Annotated in this window: 18 protein-coding genes; 14 read left to right on the forward strand and 4 right to left on the reverse strand. The window is 45.9% G+C overall.

The window, feature by feature from the left end:
- Positions 1–195 precede the first annotated feature (195 nt).
- Both bcaP and AC3B4V_RS10310 read left to right on the forward strand, forming a co-directional pair.
- Complete coding sequence (gene bcaP, locus AC3B4V_RS10305; RefSeq protein WP_075642704.1) at positions 196–1,584, forward strand: branched-chain amino acid transporter BcaP; 1,389 nt, start codon at positions 196–198, stop codon at positions 1,582–1,584.
- A 94-nt stretch (positions 1,585–1,678) separates the two neighbouring features.
- The gene (locus AC3B4V_RS10310) at positions 1,679–2,458 is read left to right on the forward strand and encodes a GNAT family N-acetyltransferase (RefSeq protein ID WP_214858745.1); all 780 of its coding nucleotides are present in this window, start codon (positions 1,679–1,681) and stop codon (positions 2,456–2,458) included.
- A gap of 21 nt (positions 2,459–2,479) precedes the next feature.
- On the opposite strand, the gene AC3B4V_RS10315 is transcribed toward AC3B4V_RS10310, so the two are convergent.
- Both AC3B4V_RS10315 and AC3B4V_RS10320 read right to left on the reverse strand, forming a co-directional pair.
- Positions 2,480–2,926: an NUDIX hydrolase gene (locus AC3B4V_RS10315; protein ID WP_214858746.1), complete on the reverse strand. Its 447-nt coding sequence runs from the start codon at positions 2,924–2,926 to the stop codon at positions 2,480–2,482.
- Complete coding sequence (locus AC3B4V_RS10320; protein ID WP_488378351.1) at positions 2,923–4,017, reverse strand: nitric oxide synthase oxygenase; 1,095 nt, start codon at positions 4,015–4,017, stop codon at positions 2,923–2,925. The genes AC3B4V_RS10315 and AC3B4V_RS10320 overlap by 4 nt, the downstream gene beginning before the upstream one ends.
- Positions 4,018–4,204: 187 nt before the next feature.
- On the opposite strand from AC3B4V_RS10320, the gene AC3B4V_RS10325 reads away from it, so the two are divergent.
- Positions 4,205–5,062 (forward strand): YihY/virulence factor BrkB family protein, encoded by an 858-nt coding sequence (locus tag AC3B4V_RS10325; RefSeq protein WP_023466934.1) that lies wholly within the window; start codon positions 4,205–4,207, stop codon positions 5,060–5,062.
- Positions 5,063–5,112: 50 nt separating this feature from the next.
- Here the strand turns inward: AC3B4V_RS10325 and AC3B4V_RS10330 are convergent, their stop codons facing one another.
- Positions 5,113–5,961, reverse strand: coding sequence for a sulfite exporter TauE/SafE family protein (locus tag AC3B4V_RS10330; protein WP_488378352.1), 849 nt, complete (start codon positions 5,959–5,961; stop codon positions 5,113–5,115).
- 115 nt (positions 5,962–6,076) lie between these two features.
- On the opposite strand from AC3B4V_RS10330, the gene AC3B4V_RS10335 reads away from it, so the two are divergent.
- From AC3B4V_RS10335 to AC3B4V_RS10375, 9 genes are all read left to right on the forward strand, one after another.
- Positions 6,077–6,925, forward strand: a complete 849-nt coding sequence (locus AC3B4V_RS10335) for a LysR family transcriptional regulator (protein ID WP_488378353.1) — start codon at positions 6,077–6,079, stop codon at positions 6,923–6,925.
- Positions 6,926–7,069: 144 nt separating this feature from the next.
- Positions 7,070–7,333, forward strand: coding sequence for a metal-sensitive transcriptional regulator (locus AC3B4V_RS10340; protein ID WP_023466936.1), 264 nt, complete (start codon positions 7,070–7,072; stop codon positions 7,331–7,333).
- 55 nt (positions 7,334–7,388) lie between these two features.
- The gene (locus AC3B4V_RS10345; RefSeq protein WP_023466937.1) at positions 7,389–7,868 is read left to right on the forward strand and encodes a DsrE/DsrF/DrsH-like family protein; all 480 of its coding nucleotides are present in this window, start codon (positions 7,389–7,391) and stop codon (positions 7,866–7,868) included.
- 22 nt (positions 7,869–7,890) lie between these two features.
- Positions 7,891–8,250: a rhodanese-like domain-containing protein gene (locus AC3B4V_RS10350; protein ID WP_047391640.1), complete on the forward strand. Its 360-nt coding sequence runs from the start codon at positions 7,891–7,893 to the stop codon at positions 8,248–8,250.
- A gap of 25 nt (positions 8,251–8,275) precedes the next feature.
- Complete coding sequence (locus AC3B4V_RS10355; RefSeq protein ID WP_023466941.1) at positions 8,276–8,572, forward strand: rhodanese-like domain-containing protein; 297 nt, start codon at positions 8,276–8,278, stop codon at positions 8,570–8,572.
- 28 nt (positions 8,573–8,600) lie between these two features.
- Positions 8,601–9,176: a sulfurtransferase TusA family protein gene (locus AC3B4V_RS10360; protein WP_214861428.1), complete on the forward strand. Its 576-nt coding sequence runs from the start codon at positions 8,601–8,603 to the stop codon at positions 9,174–9,176.
- A gap of 35 nt (positions 9,177–9,211) precedes the next feature.
- Complete coding sequence (locus AC3B4V_RS10365) at positions 9,212–10,348, forward strand: MBL fold metallo-hydrolase (protein WP_064300580.1); 1,137 nt, start codon at positions 9,212–9,214, stop codon at positions 10,346–10,348.
- 43 nt (positions 10,349–10,391) lie between these two features.
- A complete protein-coding gene (locus AC3B4V_RS10370) occupies positions 10,392–10,619 on the forward strand; it encodes a sulfurtransferase TusA family protein (RefSeq protein ID WP_029343316.1) in 228 nt (75 codons plus the stop codon).
- A 51-nt stretch (positions 10,620–10,670) separates the two neighbouring features.
- Positions 10,671–11,447: a sulfite exporter TauE/SafE family protein gene (locus AC3B4V_RS10375; RefSeq protein WP_214772119.1), complete on the forward strand. Its 777-nt coding sequence runs from the start codon at positions 10,671–10,673 to the stop codon at positions 11,445–11,447.
- 64 nt (positions 11,448–11,511) lie between these two features.
- On the opposite strand, the gene AC3B4V_RS10380 is transcribed toward AC3B4V_RS10375, so the two are convergent.
- Positions 11,512–11,898 carry a DUF302 domain-containing protein gene (locus AC3B4V_RS10380; RefSeq protein ID WP_223041255.1) on the reverse strand — a complete coding sequence of 129 codons (387 nt, stop codon included), beginning with the start codon at positions 11,896–11,898 and terminating at the stop codon, positions 11,512–11,514.
- Between the two features lie 186 nt (positions 11,899–12,084).
- On the opposite strand from AC3B4V_RS10380, the gene msrB reads away from it, so the two are divergent.
- Positions 12,085–13,185: a peptide-methionine (R)-S-oxide reductase MsrB gene (gene msrB / locus AC3B4V_RS10385; RefSeq protein WP_488378354.1), complete on the forward strand. Its 1,101-nt coding sequence runs from the start codon at positions 12,085–12,087 to the stop codon at positions 13,183–13,185.
- A 144-nt stretch (positions 13,186–13,329) separates the two neighbouring features.
- The gene (locus AC3B4V_RS10390) at positions 13,330–16,227 is read left to right on the forward strand and encodes a S8 family peptidase (RefSeq protein WP_488378355.1); all 2,898 of its coding nucleotides are present in this window, start codon (positions 13,330–13,332) and stop codon (positions 16,225–16,227) included.
- Positions 16,228–16,233 lie beyond the last annotated feature (6 nt).

The following is a 16,233-nucleotide window of genomic DNA, read 5'->3' on the forward strand; positions in this document are numbered from 1 at the left end:
CATTTTGAGGAAAGGGTGTTTTTGCGTTGACGCATCAAAGCGTTGTCGCATTTTCACAAAAGTGGTTTGACCACTTTGTGAAAAAATACAGAAAAAAAGACTTATCGAACCTGACATCGTTTGTTATGATAAGAAAGTCAATTACCTCAATGATTTGAATATTCAGAAAAAAGAGAAAAGTTCGGAGGATGAAACATGAGTTTGCTTCGCAAGAAAGATGTCAGTGTGATGATGGACATGAAACAACATTCCAAACTGGCACGTCACTTATCAGGGTTTGACCTTATTTTACTTGGAATCGGTGCCATCATCGGTACCGGGATTTTCGTTCTGACAGGAACGGGCGCTCTTTATGCAGGACCTGCTTTACCGATCTCATTCATTATTTCCGCTATCGTCTGTGCGCTCGCAGCCCTTTGTTATGCTGAATTCTCGTCGATGATTCCCGTCTCAGGTAGTGTATATACGTATACATACGCAACGATTGGGGAAGTCGTGGCTTGGATCATCGGCTGGTGTCTCATTTTAGAATACGGACTCGCTTCGAGTGCCGTTGCGACTGGCTGGTCAGGATACTTCCAGTCACTGTTAGCAGGTTTTGGTCTCCATTTACCGACAGCCTTAACAGCTGCTCCAGGTGCTGTACCAGGAAGCGAGACGTTCTTTAACTTACCAGCATTCTTGATTCTGATGGTCATTACGCTCTTGCTTTCGCTTGGGATTAAAGAGACGAAACGCGTCAACAACATCATGGTACTCGTCAAAGTTGCCGTCGTCGTCTTGTTTATCGTCGTCGGGATCTGGTATATCGAACCAGGCAACTACAAACCGTTTGCGCCGTTCGGTATGAGCGGTGTCCTGCAAGCATCAGCGATTGCCTTCTTCGCTTATCTTGGATTTGATGCCGTCACATCGGCAGCAGAAGAAGTCAAAAACCCGGGACGTAACTTACCGGTTGGGATTCTAGGATCGCTTGCGATCGTTACCGTTTTGTACGTCGTCGTCTCTGCCATCATGGTCGGAATCGTTCCATTCAAACAGTTTGAAGGTGTTGATAGCCCAGTATCCCTTGCCTTAAAAGTGGCAGGCCAAGACTGGGTCGCTGGATTCGTCGATTTAGGAGCCATCGTTGGTATGACGACGGTCATCCTCGTCATGACATTTGGTCTTGTCCGTCTCTTGTTCGCGATGAGCCGTGACGGATTATTACCGAAAGTCTTCTCAGACGTCAACGAAAAGTCGCACACACCCGTTAAAGCAACTTGGATTCTCGGAACGATTGCTGGTTTAATCGCTGGATTCGTGCCGCTTGGTACACTTGCTGAATTGATCAACATCGGAACACTGGCAGCCTTCTCACTCATCTCGATCGCAGTCATCGTCCTACGCCGGACGCGTCCTGATTTGAAGCGTGCTTTCAAGGTTCCGTTCGTCCCAGTCTTACCAATCTTGTCGGTCCTTGCTTGTATCATGCTTATGTTCAACTTACAACCATTCACGTGGATTGCCTTCTTTATCTGGACAGCCATTGGATTACTGTTGTACTTCGGATATGGACGCAAGCGTTCGAAACTCCATCAATGAATCGACTAAACACCCTTGGTGACAAGGGTGTTTTTGTATGCAGGAAATTAGGCGAACGAAAGCGAAACAGCTCAGTGGAAAAGGAGGTTTTTCGATGATTCACATTCAACGTTCACCTGACGTAAAAACAGCATACAAAGCGATGCAGGATGGATTCCAAGATTATTTGATTCCACTGCACTTATCGGAAGCAGAATTCCAAGAGCGCATCATCGAACGAGACGGGAACCAATTGGAGCATTCATTCGTTGCCTATCATGGAGAAATACCAGTCGGTCTCTGGCTGAACGGTTGGAAGGAGATTGAGGGTCAACGCATCATGCGGTGTGGGGGACTGGGGATTTCACCACAGTATCGTCGTCTTGGGATCGCGAAAGCCTTGTATCAAGCACAACTGAGCCATGCTAAAGAAATCGGAATGGATGGTCTGATGCTTGAAGTCATTCAAGGGAACGACCCAGCGATTCGCTTGTATGAATCGCTTCACTACACGATTGTTGGAGAAATCGGTTATTTTCATTTAACAGATGAACGTCAAGAGGTCGCTCTGCCGACGATCGAAGAAGTGGAGTTTTTAAAACAATACCATGGACAAGGAGAATACATCTGGCAGCAAGATCCTCATGTCATGCAGCAATTACAAACGGATTATTATCAATTAGAAGCAAGTGTAGTGGCAGTAGCCGGATCATCTCTCTTGTCAGTCGTCGGTCCAGCAGAACAAAAAGCACGACACGCGACAGAAGTCGTCCGTCGTTTACCGGGAACGACCTACCATTATCAATCAACAGATGTGCAGGTTTGGGAGGCGTTACGTTCTGAAGGGTGGACTCAGCGGGATTTGAAACAATACATCATGCGTCAGTCGCTATAAACAAAAACCGCTGCTATTCATTTAGCGGCGGTTTTTGTAGTCTTCAATCATTCGAGCGTGAGAACCGACTAAGTGATCAGGTAAGTCATCAAGCGGTACGAACTGGAGCTTGATACTCTCATCACTTTGTTTTAACATTCCAATCGGATGTTCACCGATATAGGCGAGGGTGACGCTTTGAAAGACATCTCCGTTCGCTAACGTCGTCACGTATTGCGAACCGGAGTAGACATCGAGTAACGTTAATCGTTTTACCTCTAAGCCAGTCTCTTCTTTAAGCTCTCGACGCGCGGTCTCTTCCGGTGATTCCGCCCATTCCATCAATCCTCCTGGTAAACCAAAGCGGGCTTGTGCTTCGTTCCGTTGTTCGAGCAAAATGTGTTCATTTTGTACGACGAGGACGACAGAACCGACGAGAATGACTGGGTCATGACCGATTTTTTGACGTAACTGTTCGACATAATTCATTTCAATGCTCCTTGGTGAAACGGACAGCCGGTCACAGGTGCCGTCTGTGTTGATTTTGGAAAGAAGTTCGGTCGTTTGATTTCTGGGTCGTAATCCTTATGGAACATATGCGTCGTTGCCCCACTCATCGGTGGCACGAGCCAGGACCATTCCCCGGTGACATCACGACCACACGCGGCTTCATTTTTTTCAAAACGAGCGAACTGTTTGGCAGCCGTATGGTGATCGACGATCGTAACACCGGCTCGTTCGAACGATTCGAGTACGGCAACGTTCAGTTCGACGAGCGCTCGGTCTTTCCAAAGCGATCGTTCACGTGAGGTATTCAGACCGAGTTGTGTCGCGACGAGCGGTAACAGATCGTAACGATCCATATCAGCGAGGTTACGGGCACCGATTTCTGTTCCCATGTACCATCCGTTGAACGGAGCACACGGATAGACGATGCCACCGATCTCAAGCTGCATGTCGGCAATCATCGGCACGGCATACCAGCGGACTTCGCGACCACCGAACAGATCATAGTCAGGATGTGTGATGCTGACTTCGAGCACGAGCTCATCTGGAATCGGATGCAGGCTGACTTGTCCATCAAGTTCAATCAAGAGGGGCAGGATATCAAAGGGTGTACGCGCTCCGGTCCAGCCAAGTGCTTCACATTGTCGCGTCAGTTGGATAGAAGCCGGATCACCGATGATTCCTGTTGCGGTTTCATAACCAGCGTAGCGGATCAGTTGGTGATTATGCAGCCGGACACGTGTCGGATGGAAAATCGTGATCGTCGAGCGAATTCGTCCCTCGTTCGTCGCGAACCGGATATGCTCAAATAACGCGTCGCGGACCGTTTCAACGGTCAACGCATCCCGCGCGTCAAAGACATGGAGTTGTTCCCAAAAGAGACGTCCGACACATCGGTTACTGTTCCGCCAAGCGAGCTTGGCACCGAACGCTAGCTCGGAAGCCGTCTGTTCGTACGTTCCTGTTGTTTCAATCGAACGGATGACTTCTTGCTGACGTCCGGCCATTTCGGGGTATTGCTCTATATAAGAAGTAAAGAAGCGTTCTGCTTCGGTTTGAATGAGTGAGTACACGAATCGAAATCCTTTCTAAAAAACAAGCACGATACAATCTCTGTTCCTAGTGTACCCCGCGCAGAACCGAAGCGCCAAACTTGAATGATGTATAAGGTTGTTATAAGTTCAAAAGACTTCCAAAAGTTTAAAGGAGGTATGAAATGGGGGATAGTGTAGAGAATTAGTTGAAAGTGAGGAAATTTGTATGTCTTTAATCAAACCTGTATTTGCCCGTTTTTTTGGTGAAGCCTTTTTTGATAAATCGGCTCAGCTCGCCTATTATCTGATGTTGTCCTTATTCCCGTTCTTATTATTCGTAGTTGGGATCGTCTCGTTCTTACCGTTTACGTCCGATAACGTGCTGGATTTAATTCGACCGTTTGCTCCGGCAGAAACGTACGATTTGATTCAGCGGAACGTCGTTGGAATCTTTGATCAAGGCGGCTTCAAACTCGCCTCGATCAGTTTCCTCGCCGCCTTTTGGCTCGCTTCGATGTCGGTCCAGTCACTTGTCCGCTCGCTGAACGATGCGCTCGAAGTGACACGAAAAGCGCCATTCTGGCGCGGACTGTTGCAAGACTTCGCTTTTACGATCGGGATGATGATCATCTTACCGATTTCATTGATTGTTCCGATTTCAGAAAAGTTAACACGGCGTTTCATCAATCACTTTGCAATCGTCGCTGATTTCGTGACGAACTATTCGTGGATCTGGTTCTTATTCCGCTGGGGACTCGGGACGTTGTTCTTACTTGTCTTTTTCATCTTATTATATCGGATTTTACCGAGTGTCCGACTAACGGTTCGTCAAGTACTCCCTGGAGCCATTTTTGCGACGATCGCTTGGCAAGTCGTTTCGGAATTCTTCTCTTACTATGCTGAGTTCGGGAGTTACGATCGTCTTTACGGTCAGCTTGCCGGAATCATCGTCTTGATGACATGGTTCTATTTATCTGCTGTCGTCTTGATGTTAGGGGGATTGATGAATGCGGAACGCATGCGTCAGAAAAAAGAGGCAAAAATCATGAAACCACAAAAAATCAAAGAAGAAAGCGTGCGTTAATCATTGAGCACGCATAAAAGCAGCTGACGATGTGTCAGCTGCTTTTTCATTTAGGCCATTTTAAGAATCCGGTAACCGAAGACGCTCAACAGGCTGAGTGTGAATAAAGCGAGTAAGACGAGTGACAGATAAGGAAGACCGAATACTTTGACGATGACGCTTAAGGCGACGACACCATAAAAGATTCCTAACGTCTTTTGAACGAACGGTTCATTGAAGCGATGCAAGAGTGAAGCACCGAGTGGTGAGCCGATGAACGCACCGACGATTAAAGCAATCCCGAGTGATAACGGAGCGCTGGTTCCGGAAGCAACATAACTCGTCACGCCTCCAAGAACGATCAATGTCGCAGAGGCGATACTCGTTCCGATTGCTTGTTTGAGCGGAAAACGAACCCATCCGAGCAAGAGCGGTGTCAACAAGAATCCACCGCTGACACCCATCAATGATGAGAGGATTCCGGTAGCAAGTCCGATGACAGCGAGCTTTACGATCGAAGCATCATGGACGGGAAAAGACGAACGTTCCTTTGAACGGGGACGAAGAAACTGAATCGAAAAACCAATCAGTAAAACGATGTAGAGACTCGATAAGACGACATCAGCACCAGCATGACGCTCGAGCCAAAAGACGACTGGTGTGATCAACGCCGAACCGATGATGCCGGACAGACCAATAATCCCGGCATCACGAAAACGGAATGTTTTTAATCGAAGATGTGAAAGCGTGCCGGTCACAGTCGATCCGAGTGTCAGTAACAGACTGAGGACGATCGCGGTGCTGGCTTCATAGCCGAGAATCAATAACAGTGGGGTCAGTATGATGCCGCCGCCGATTCCGAAAAAGCCAGAGAGTATGCCGATGGTTGCTCCTAACAAAATAAATGAGATATACATCATGAAACAGTCCTTCTTTCTAATACGTGATACCTTGAGTATGAAAGAGGAATACCAGATTATAAAAATGAATTAATTATATACAAATGATTATGAAATGTAATGAGGAGGGGTATTGTTGAAATTAACTGAACTGAGAACGTTCGTCACACTCGTTGAAACACGTCATTTTACGAAAACAGCGGAACAGTTATTTCTATCGCAACCGACGGTCAGTGTTCACGTCAAACGACTAGAAGAAGAGATCGGACATTCATTGTTAATACGTGATTCATTCGCAATAGGGGTCGAGGTATCGGAAATGGGCTGGATTGTCTATCGCCACGCAAAAGAAATTCTTTTCCAGCTCGAACAGATGCAGTCCCAGCTGGATGAATCGGAAGGTGTCTTCCGCGGAACCTTACGGATCGGAGCAACGCATACGATTCACGAAATGTTGCTCGATAACATGATTCATCTGTTTTCAAGCGTTCATCCTAAGGTATCACTAGATATCCAGTTAATGAACCATGATCAAGTGGCAGCAGCTTTACGACATCGTGAGATTGATCTCGGGATGATCGAAGGAGAACTGACATTTGATGGAATCAAACAAATCGTCTTTGCGAAAGATCAACTGCATATCATTGGTGCGTCCCACCTTTCGTTAAAAGATGCAACGTGGATCGTTCGTGAAGAAGGATCTGCATCCCGCTATGCGCTCGATCGTTGGCTAGATGCTTCGTCGATCGTTCCCGCACGAACGATTACAGTCGATGCCAACTATTTAGTGCGTCAACTTGTTTTTAATGGGAGTGGCATTGCAGCCTTGTCGGAACGACTCGTCACGTCTTTCCCGTCCGAGTCCTTTACGCTTCATGCGAAAGGGATTTCTAAACGAACGTTTCGTTATCTGTTACCAGAGAAGATGCCGACTCGCCTTGCAGAACATTGGATCACTTTTTTACAGGCGAATTGGAAAGGTTAAATGCAAAAAGATTTCCGGACGTTCTACAATGGCGACAAAATCGGAAATCTTTTCTGTTGACTTATACCCCTATAGGTATTATTGTATGAAATGTACCAACGAGGTATGACGTATGTCACATTTAAAAAAGGAGATGGACTTCATATGGAAAACGGTTATGAAGATCGCATCATTCATCGGATGAATCGGATTGAAGGACAAATCCACGGAATCGTTCGAATGATGAAAGAAGAGGCGTCCTGTAAGGATGTAGTCACACAACTGAGCGCTACACGTAGTGCAATCGATCGCGTCATCGGTCTTGTCGTCAGTGAAAACTTGATCGACTGTGTCCGTCAGGATGATGCGACGGAAAATCATGAACAAGCCGTTGCAGAGGCTGTTCAACTCTTAATGAAAAGCAGATAAAATTTTTTACGAATTAATATACCCCTTAGGGTAAAAACTCGGAGGAATTACGTTCATGTCAGATACGAAAAAAACAACCATCGTTTTATTTAGTGGAGAGTACGACAAAGTCATGGCAGCTTATATCATTGCCAACGGTGCAGCCGCATACGATCACGAAGTCACGATTTTTCATACCTTCTGGGGTTTGAATGCGATGCGTAAGGATGAACCGATCCAGCCGGATAAAACATTCCTTGAGAAGATGTTCGGTAAGTTCATGCCACGCGGTGCTGATAAGATGCCACTCTCGAAAATGAACTTCGGTGGTGCAGGTCAAAAAATGATTAAAAACGTCATGAAGAAGCACAATGCGATGCCACTTCCAGACTTAATCGAATTAGCGAAAGAACAGGATGTCAAACTCGTCGCCTGTACGATGACGATGGATTTACTCGGTTTGAAACAGGAAGAATTACACGACGGGATTGAGTATGCAGGTGTTGCCGCCTACCTCGCCGATGCGGAGAACGGAAACGTCAATCTATTCATCTAATGATCTGAAGGAGGAATGACGCATGGATGTACTATCGATTATCTTGTTGCTCGTCGTCGGCTATCTTGCTTATAAGATGTTCGCCCCAACAAAAGGCGTCAAGCAAGTGTCGACCACGGAACTGAAGCCGTTACTAAACGACCGCAAACGATTTTATCTCGATGTTCGGACACCGGCAGAATTCAAAGGCAATCACATCAAAGGATTTAAGAACATTCCGTTACAAACGCTAAACAGTCAACTGAATCAAATCCCAAAAGACAAAGAAGTTCTCGTCATCTGTCAAAGCGGGATGCGAAGCAAACAAGCCGTCAAAGTACTAAAAAAAGCTGGTTATTCAAATGTCACGGAAGTCCGTGGCGGAATGAATGCCTGGCGCTAAATCGAATCAAGAGGAGGAATTGAACATGAAACGCATGACAGCAACAGAAGTACAGGAAAAAATCGAACGTGGTGAACAACTGAACGTCATTGATGTCCGGGAAGTCGATGAAGTCAAAGAAGGAATGATTCCGGGAGCGATCCATATTCCACTTGGATTGATTGAATTCAAGATGAACGAACTCGACAAGAAAAAAGAGTATGTCATGGTATGCCGTTCTGGTGCGCGCAGTGGTCGCGCAACGACATATCTCGAAGGACAAGGATATGACGTGACGAACATGGATGGCGGCATGATGTCGTACGAAGGCGAAACAAAATAATACCCCACACCGTAAAGGAGCGAATTGTATGACTAGGATTAAATCAGATATCGTATTGGACGCTAAAGGTCTCGCTTGTCCGATGCCGATCGTTCGGACGAAAAAAACGATCAAGACGTTAGAACCAGGACAAGTCATCGAAGTCCTGGCGACGGATAAAGGATCAACTGCAGATCTCCGTGCCTGGGCAAACAGCACCGGCAATCATTATTTAGGCACGATTGAAGAAGGCGAAGTGCTCCGTCATTACGTTCGGAAATCAACAGGTGATGTCACGGAACCAGCAGCATTCGCTCAAACCGTCGACAACGCAACAGTCGAAGCAGCACGCCAAGACGATTCGATCACGGTGCTTGATGTTCGTGAACAAGCAGAATATGCCTTCGCCCATGTACCGGGAGCCATCAATATTCCGTTAGGCGAACTGGAGACACGCCATGCAGAACTGGATTCAAATCAGACGATTTATGTCATCTGCCGGACAGGTAGCCGAAGTGACATGGCATGCCGACAGCTCAGTGACAAGGGGTATACGGTCCACAATGTCGTACCGGGTATGCAGGAATGGGCGTCTGAGACGACGACACTCGTTTCAGCGAAATAATACAACAGCGTAAAGTAGAGGAGGAACGAGTAGATATGGCACAAGCAATGACAGCCGCACAAGTTACAAAAAAAATCATTGGACGTGAGTCTCTGTTCATCTTAGATGTCCGGAATGAGGATGCGTTTCAAGATTGGAAAATCGAAGGAGAGAACTTCAAGTACCTCAACATTCCGTATTTTGAATTGTTGGATGGTGTCGAGGAGATTCTCGATCAGCTTCCAACGGATCAGGATGTTCTCGTCGTTTGCGCAAAAGAAGGTTCATCGATTTTCGTCGCCGATATGCTAGAAGAAGCAGGACGAGACGTATCGTATCTGTCAGGCGGTATGAAAGCATGGAGTGAACATCTAGAACCGATTTCACTCGGAACGCTGAACGAAACAGGAACTGATCAAGGCGAAGTCGTTCAGTTCGTTCGAATCGGTAAAGGTTGTCTCTCGTATATGGTCATCTCAGAAGGAGAGGCCGTACTCATCGACGCGACACGAATGACAGATGTGTATTTGGATTATGCCGCATCACGCAACGTCACGATTAAGCATGTGTTTGATACACATCTTCATGCGGATCATATTTCTGGAGGACGCGACATCGCCGAAAAAACAGGCGCGACATACTGGTTGCCGCCAAAAGATGCGACGGATGTCACATTCGATTATGCACCACTTGAAGACGGTAGTACGGTTCAAGTGGGGGATACAGCGATTGAAGTACGCGCTCTTTATTCCCCAGGACATACGATTGGATCGACTTCATTCATCGTCGATCAGCGTTATTTATTGACGGGTGATATCTTGTTCATCGACTCGATTGGTCGTCCGGATTTAGCCGGTCTCGCGGAAGACTGGGTCGGCGACTTACGCGATTCGCTCTACAACACGTATCGTGATCTTTCACCAGAACTCATCGTCTTACCGGCACATTTCATGATCATTGAAGAATTGAACACGGATGGTAGTGTAGCGGAAAAATTAAGCATCTTGCTTGCGAACAATCATGGTCTCAACATCGACGATGAAGCAACATTCCGGAAAATGGTCACAGAGAACCTGCCGCCACAACCGAACGCGTATCAAGATATCCGTGAAACGAACATGGGGAAACAGACACCCGATCTTGAAACACAACGGGAAATGGAAGTCGGACCGAACCGCTGTGCGGTACGCTAAACCGACGCATAACGAATATCAAATCATTCAGGAGGAATACAACATGAAATCAGAACTCGTACTCGACGCAAAAGGACTTGCTTGTCCGATGCCAATCGTAAAAACAAAAAAAGCCATCGCTGGACTCGAATCAGGTCAAATCCTTGAAGTCCATGCAACGGATAAAGGGGCAAAAAACGATCTTCAGGCGTGGGCGACATCAGGTGGTCATGAACTCGTCAAACATGAAGAAGAAGCAAGCGTCCTAAAATTCTGGATTCAAAAAGGTTAATTTTGAAAAGAGAGCTGATTTACGGCTCTCTTTTTTAAGGAGTGATGAACGATGGAATTCGGTTTTATCGTGACGATTTTCTTAATCGGATTTGTTGGGTCCTATATTTCAGGAATGTTAGGAATTGGCGGTTCAATCATTAAATACCCGATGTTATTGTATATCCCGCCGCTACTCGGCTTTGCAGCATTTTCTGCCCATGAGGTTGCTGGAATCAGTGCGATTCAAGTCTTTTTTGCGACGATTGGTGGCGTCTGGGCTTACCGAAAAGGCGGTTATTTGAATAAATCATTGATCGTCTACATGGGGGGATCGATTTTAATCGGTAGCTTCATCGGTGCGTATGGTTCAAATATCCTGGCTGAAGACACAATCAACATCGTCTATGGTGTTCTTGCGTTAACGGCAGCGATCATGATGTTCGTTCCGAAAAAGGGAATCGACGACATTCCACTTGATCAGGTCCAGTTCAACAAAACTATTGCGGCGGTATCGGCATTCATCGTAGGTGTCGGAGCCGGAATCGTCGGTGCGGCAGGTGCCTTTTTACTCGTCCCGATTATGCTCGTGCTCTTGAAAATCCCGACACGGATGACGATTGCTTCGTCATTAGCGATCACGTTCATTTCGTCGATCGGCGCAACGGTTGGTAAAATCACGACCGGACAAGTCGACTGGGGTCCTGCGGCAATCATGGTCGTTGCTAGTTTAATTGCAGCACCACTTGGCGCAATCGCCGGGAAGAAGATGAACACGAAGATTCTCCAAGTCATTCTTGCTGTCCTGATTTTAGCGACAGCCGTGAAGATTTGGATCGACATCCTGTGAACGAAAGAACGCTCTACTTGTATGATGTTTCCTTTACGAAACAATGTACAGGTAGAGCGTTTTGTTATTGTGTAGCTTGATCGATTACGTGTCGTAACGTATGTTCTACTTCTTTTGCGACAGTTTGAAGTGCTGCCTCGTCTGCTAAGTCCATCAAGGCAGTTGGTTTTGGCATTCCGACTTTCGTTTGTCCTTTTTCGGTATAGACGACGATTTTACATGGAAGAAAGTAACCAGCCCGTAAGTCATGGGAAACGACGCGGTGCGCCTCTTTAGGTTGGCATACCTCTAAAATGTGATAGCTTTCATTAAAAGAGAGTTCTTTTTCTTCGAATTTGTTTGCTAAATCAAACTCCCATAAGACACCGAACGATGCCTCGGAGAGAGCTTGCTTCAGTTGAGTCATGACGTGATCTAAATCGTGATGTGACGTTACAGTGTAATCAAACATAAATACCCCTCCTGGTGTTATTTGATATATAGTCTATTCCCTGATTGGACTTCTTTAATCCGGAAGATCCAATGTGCTCCGTTTGAGCACATGCTACGACAAGACGGCATGAGCGCGGTACAGTTAAATAAAAGAACATCCAATAGACGTCATGCGACGTAAGCTAAATAAAGGAGGCGAAGGGAGATGAAGAAACGAATGTGGACGATTGTATCAGTCATCGGTCTCATCGTCATCATGGTCGGGGGATACTTCGTGTTCCAGCAACAGCAGGCAAAATCAAGCGGCAGTAAGGAATTAAGTTATCAACCGGAAGAAACGGCGATTTTAGCTGGTGGATGCTTCTGGTGTATGGAGCCACCGTTCGAAAGGTTAAAAGGCGTCAAATCCGTCATTTCTGGTTATACGGGCGGCGATGTTGAAAATCCGACGTATAATCAAGTGTCAGCGGAGACGACAGGTCATCGGGAAGCTGTATTGATCACATTTGATCCGAACGTCATCTCGTACAAGCAATTGTTGGATGTCTACTGGCGCCAGATTGATCCGACGGATGCAGATGGTCAATTCGTCGACCGTGGTGAGTCTTATACGACGGCGATTTTCTATACGAATGAGAAACAAAAAGAAATCGCAGCGCAATCGAAACAAGATTTAGAGAAACAACAAGTCTTCGATGATAACATCGTCACACCGTTGATTGCGGCAGGTCCTTTTTATGAAGCGGAAGCGTATCATCAAGACTACTATTTGAAGAGTGAGAAAAAGTATAAGTTTTACCGAGCAGCTTCTGGACGCGACGACTTCATCAACCGTTACTGGAACGATCAACCAAAGCTTGATCTTCCAACCTATCCAAAATTATCAGACGCAGAAATCAAAAAGAAATTAACCGACATCCAGTACAAGGTGACACAAGAAGATGGGACGGAGCCGGCGTTTGATAATCCGTATCACGATTTGAAAGCAGACGGTATCTATGTCGATCTGATTTCTGGCGAACCATTGTTTTCATCAAACGATAAATATGATTCGAAGACAGGATGGCCGAGTTTCACGAAACCACTTGAGCCGGGTAATATCATTGAGAAAAGTGATTTTTCAATCGGCATGAAACGGATGGAAGTCCGGAGTCGACATGGAAATGCCCATCTTGGACATGTCTTCTCGGATGGTCCAGAGCCAACGGGGCTTCGGTATTGTATGAACTCAGCCGCTTTACGTTTTATTCCGAAAGAGGACTTGAAACAAGAAGGATACGGTGAATATCTAGCAGATTTTAAATAATCATTAAAAGGCATCCGATGCTCATATGCATAGGATGCCTTTCCTTTCAAAATTGTAAGATACATCCATAAAATAAATATCCATTTTATCCATATCCTGTTTATAATCAAGATAAAGTAAATCCATCTTGAAGGAGGAACATGTGTGAAGAAACTGATGATTTGGGTCATGCTGAGCTGTCTGATTTTGACGCTTGGAGTAGGACCTACGACAGCAAAGGCGGAAACAGCCCTTGCTAAAGCAACGCTCTTGAAAGTAGGACAAGAGACGACGCTTGAAACGGGAACGGAAGAAAAAAATACATATTGGTACCGCGTCAATCATGAAGCGGGTGTAGAGAAGAACGCGTCTCACTTCGAACTATCGATCGATACGGATCAACCTGTTCAAGTAACAGCGTATCCGAGTGAAGCGATGGCTGCGGAAGACGATACGTTTGATCGTTACCGGACAGAAGCGGAGCCAGATGAAAAAAATCTGACGAAATTAGCCGTTCCATATGCATGGGATGGACCGTATTATGTCAAAGTCGAATATTACCCGAACATCGAAGAAGGTAAGACGACGAAAGCCGCTCATGTCAAATTGACGTATAACAATGTCAAACTACCTGTCGAGTATGAGCCAATCAATGACATCAGCTGTATGGCGGAAGAAGCACTCAAGCAAACAAAAGAAGAAAAGCCGATGCTTGCACTCATGCACTCGATCCAAAAGCAAGTGTTGAGCCAATCGGATGCAGGACGTGCTTTGACATCGCTTTACTACAAAGCGTCTCCTTACGTCGTCAAAACGCTTTTATTCAATAAAGAAAAGCGTCAACAAGCATATGAAGATTTAAAAACATTGAAGCCGGCAATGGAGGCACTCGTACGTGGAACATCGTACACGTTGACGAAAGCCGATCAACAAGCTGTCGATCGTCTCTACAAATTATCACGTGACGCATCTCCTGCTGTGATTGCGGAAGAGATTGATGGATACGCCAACAAAATGGATGTCTCTACATTAAGTGGTAGTTCGTTAAGCGAGACATTCAAGTCAATGGGTATGAACATTCAATCAAAAGAAGCAACACGTTACATCGTTAAATTAAAACCAGGTAAGATGAATCGTTCAATGAAGATTGCAGGTGTTCAAGCAAATGATGTGGAACGTTTATCTCTTGGTAATGCGGGAGACTTCGTCATCGTAACGGAAGATCCGACGGTCAAAGGACAATCAGCGGCAGCATTAAAACAATCACTCAACCGTTCGTCAGCGGTCGAGTACGTTGAAAAAGTTCAGACGTACCGGGCGACGAATGATATCAACTTCGATTATCAATGGGCCGTCAATAAAAAGACCGTCTTCGAGCAATTCGATAACGTTGGAATCGGTTTTGAAGCATTCCAACAGCGTTTTGGAACGAAGAAGTTAGCGCCTGTGAAGATTGCAGTCATCGATACAGGTGTTGATTATCGTTTGAAGGACTTACAAGGAAAAGTTGATATCGCAAATGAAAAGAACTACGTTTCCGTCAACGGTGACGGGGATGCGATTGATGACAACGGTCACGGAACACACGTGGCAGGCGTCATCGCAGCAACGATGAACAACGATTATGGTATCCAAGGGATTCATCAATCGGCACAAATCCTGCCGGTTAAAGTCTTGAATGCAAACGGCGAAGGAGAAACAGACGCGATCGCACTCGGGATTAAATATGCAGTCGATCATGGCGCCAAAGTCATCAACATGAGTCTTGGTGGCGGTGAGAGCCGGACGATGGCTTATATGATGAAATATGCAGCAGATCATGGTGTTACGGTCGTTGCGGCTTCAGGAAACGACTATGACATGATGGTCGGTTACCCAGCGAACTCGGAATATGCGATTTCTGTTGGAGCGACGAACCCACTCGGAATGGTTGCTGATTATTCGAACTATGGTATCGGACTTGACGTCGTGGCACCAGGATCAAAAGTCGCTAGTTTAATTCCAGACGGTAACACGGTGTATATGGATGGAACAAGTATGGCTTCGCCACACGTTGCAGCAGTAGCGGGAATCTTGAAGTCACTGAACCCGAAACTGACACCAACACAAATCGAACAGATTTTGCGTAAGAGTGCAGAGCCACTTGCGTTTGAAAATCCAAACGACTGGTTCGACTTCGAAGAAGATGAAGACGGGGAGAAGATGGAACCGGAATTCCCAGCTTACGTCAGCCCAGTCTCTGGATACGGAAAAGTCAGTATTCCACGTGCGATTTCTCAGTTGAACTTGAACGGGAATGTTAATGACGTCTACGATAACCAATTGTTCGTTTCTGGAACAGTCAAGACAGGAACGAAAGTTGAAGTATGGGCAGCACTCGTAACGAAAGATAAGAATGGTAAAGAAACAACAACGAACAAAAAGCTAGCTACGACAACGGCTCAAGCAGGAAAATACAGCGTTAAGATTCCACGTCAAAATCAAAAGACGGTCTTGACGGTTCGCTATGCGAATGGATTAGACGTTACATCGGAACGGACAGAAGTCCTTCCAGGAAAAGCACCAAAAGCACCGAAGGTCAAACCAGTTCTTGCTGGTGCGACGAAAATGACAGGTACAGCTCTCGCTGGCGGTACGATTACTGTCAAAGATGCGAAACAAAAGAAAATTGCCACAGCAAAAGTTGATGCAAAAGGTCATTTTAGTGCGAAATTACCAAAACAAGTCGGTGGTTCAAGCTTGATCGTCACAGTGACGGATATTGCTAAACGCACAAGTAAACCGACGATCGTAAAAGTCCTCCCAGCCCCAGCAGCACCGAAAGTGAAATCCGTCTATGCTGGACAAACGAAAGTAACCGGGACAGCTGAAAAGAAATTGAGTGTTTATGTAAAAGATGCGAAGAAAAAAGTCATCGGAAAAGGAACGGTTTCTGCAAAAGGCAACTATTCTGTCAAAATTCCGAAGCAAAAAGCAAAAGCAAAGCTTTCCGTCTACGTTAAAAATACACGTGGACAAGTCAGTCCTGTGACATCTGTGACAGTAAAGAAAGCGAAAAAGTAAGAGGGT

Source organism: Exiguobacterium sp. E17S, from assembly GCF_057772545.1.

Excerpts from the sequence above, each read along its gene's own strand:
- AC3B4V_RS10330 (WP_488378352.1), bottom strand. The coding sequence starts at position 5,961 with ATGATGTATATCTCATTTATTTTGTTAGGAGCAACCATCGGCATACTC.
- AC3B4V_RS10375 (WP_214772119.1), top strand. The coding sequence starts at position 10,671 with ATGGAATTCGGTTTTATCGTGACGATTTTCTTAATCGGATTTGTTGGG.
- AC3B4V_RS10345 (WP_023466937.1), top strand. The coding sequence starts at position 7,389 with ATGTCAGATACGAAAAAAACAACCATCGTTTTATTTAGTGGAGAGTAC.
- AC3B4V_RS10365 (WP_064300580.1), top strand. The coding sequence starts at position 9,212 with ATGGCACAAGCAATGACAGCCGCACAAGTTACAAAAAAAATCATTGGA.
- AC3B4V_RS10370 (WP_029343316.1), top strand. The coding sequence starts at position 10,392 with ATGAAATCAGAACTCGTACTCGACGCAAAAGGACTTGCTTGTCCGATG.
- AC3B4V_RS10380 (WP_223041255.1), bottom strand. The coding sequence starts at position 11,898 with ATGTTTGATTACACTGTAACGTCACATCACGATTTAGATCACGTCATG.
- AC3B4V_RS10360 (WP_214861428.1), top strand. The coding sequence starts at position 8,601 with ATGACTAGGATTAAATCAGATATCGTATTGGACGCTAAAGGTCTCGCT.
- msrB (WP_488378354.1), top strand. The coding sequence starts at position 12,085 with ATGAAGAAACGAATGTGGACGATTGTATCAGTCATCGGTCTCATCGTC.
- AC3B4V_RS10340 (WP_023466936.1), top strand. The coding sequence starts at position 7,070 with ATGGAAAACGGTTATGAAGATCGCATCATTCATCGGATGAATCGGATT.
- AC3B4V_RS10325 (WP_023466934.1), top strand. The coding sequence starts at position 4,205 with ATGTCTTTAATCAAACCTGTATTTGCCCGTTTTTTTGGTGAAGCCTTT.
- AC3B4V_RS10310 (WP_214858745.1), top strand. The coding sequence starts at position 1,679 with ATGATTCACATTCAACGTTCACCTGACGTAAAAACAGCATACAAAGCG.
- bcaP (WP_075642704.1), top strand. The coding sequence starts at position 196 with ATGAGTTTGCTTCGCAAGAAAGATGTCAGTGTGATGATGGACATGAAA.
- AC3B4V_RS10315 (WP_214858746.1), bottom strand. The coding sequence starts at position 2,926 with ATGAATTATGTCGAACAGTTACGTCAAAAAATCGGTCATGACCCAGTC.
- AC3B4V_RS10355 (WP_023466941.1), top strand. The coding sequence starts at position 8,276 with ATGAAACGCATGACAGCAACAGAAGTACAGGAAAAAATCGAACGTGGT.
- AC3B4V_RS10350 (WP_047391640.1), top strand. The coding sequence starts at position 7,891 with ATGGATGTACTATCGATTATCTTGTTGCTCGTCGTCGGCTATCTTGCT.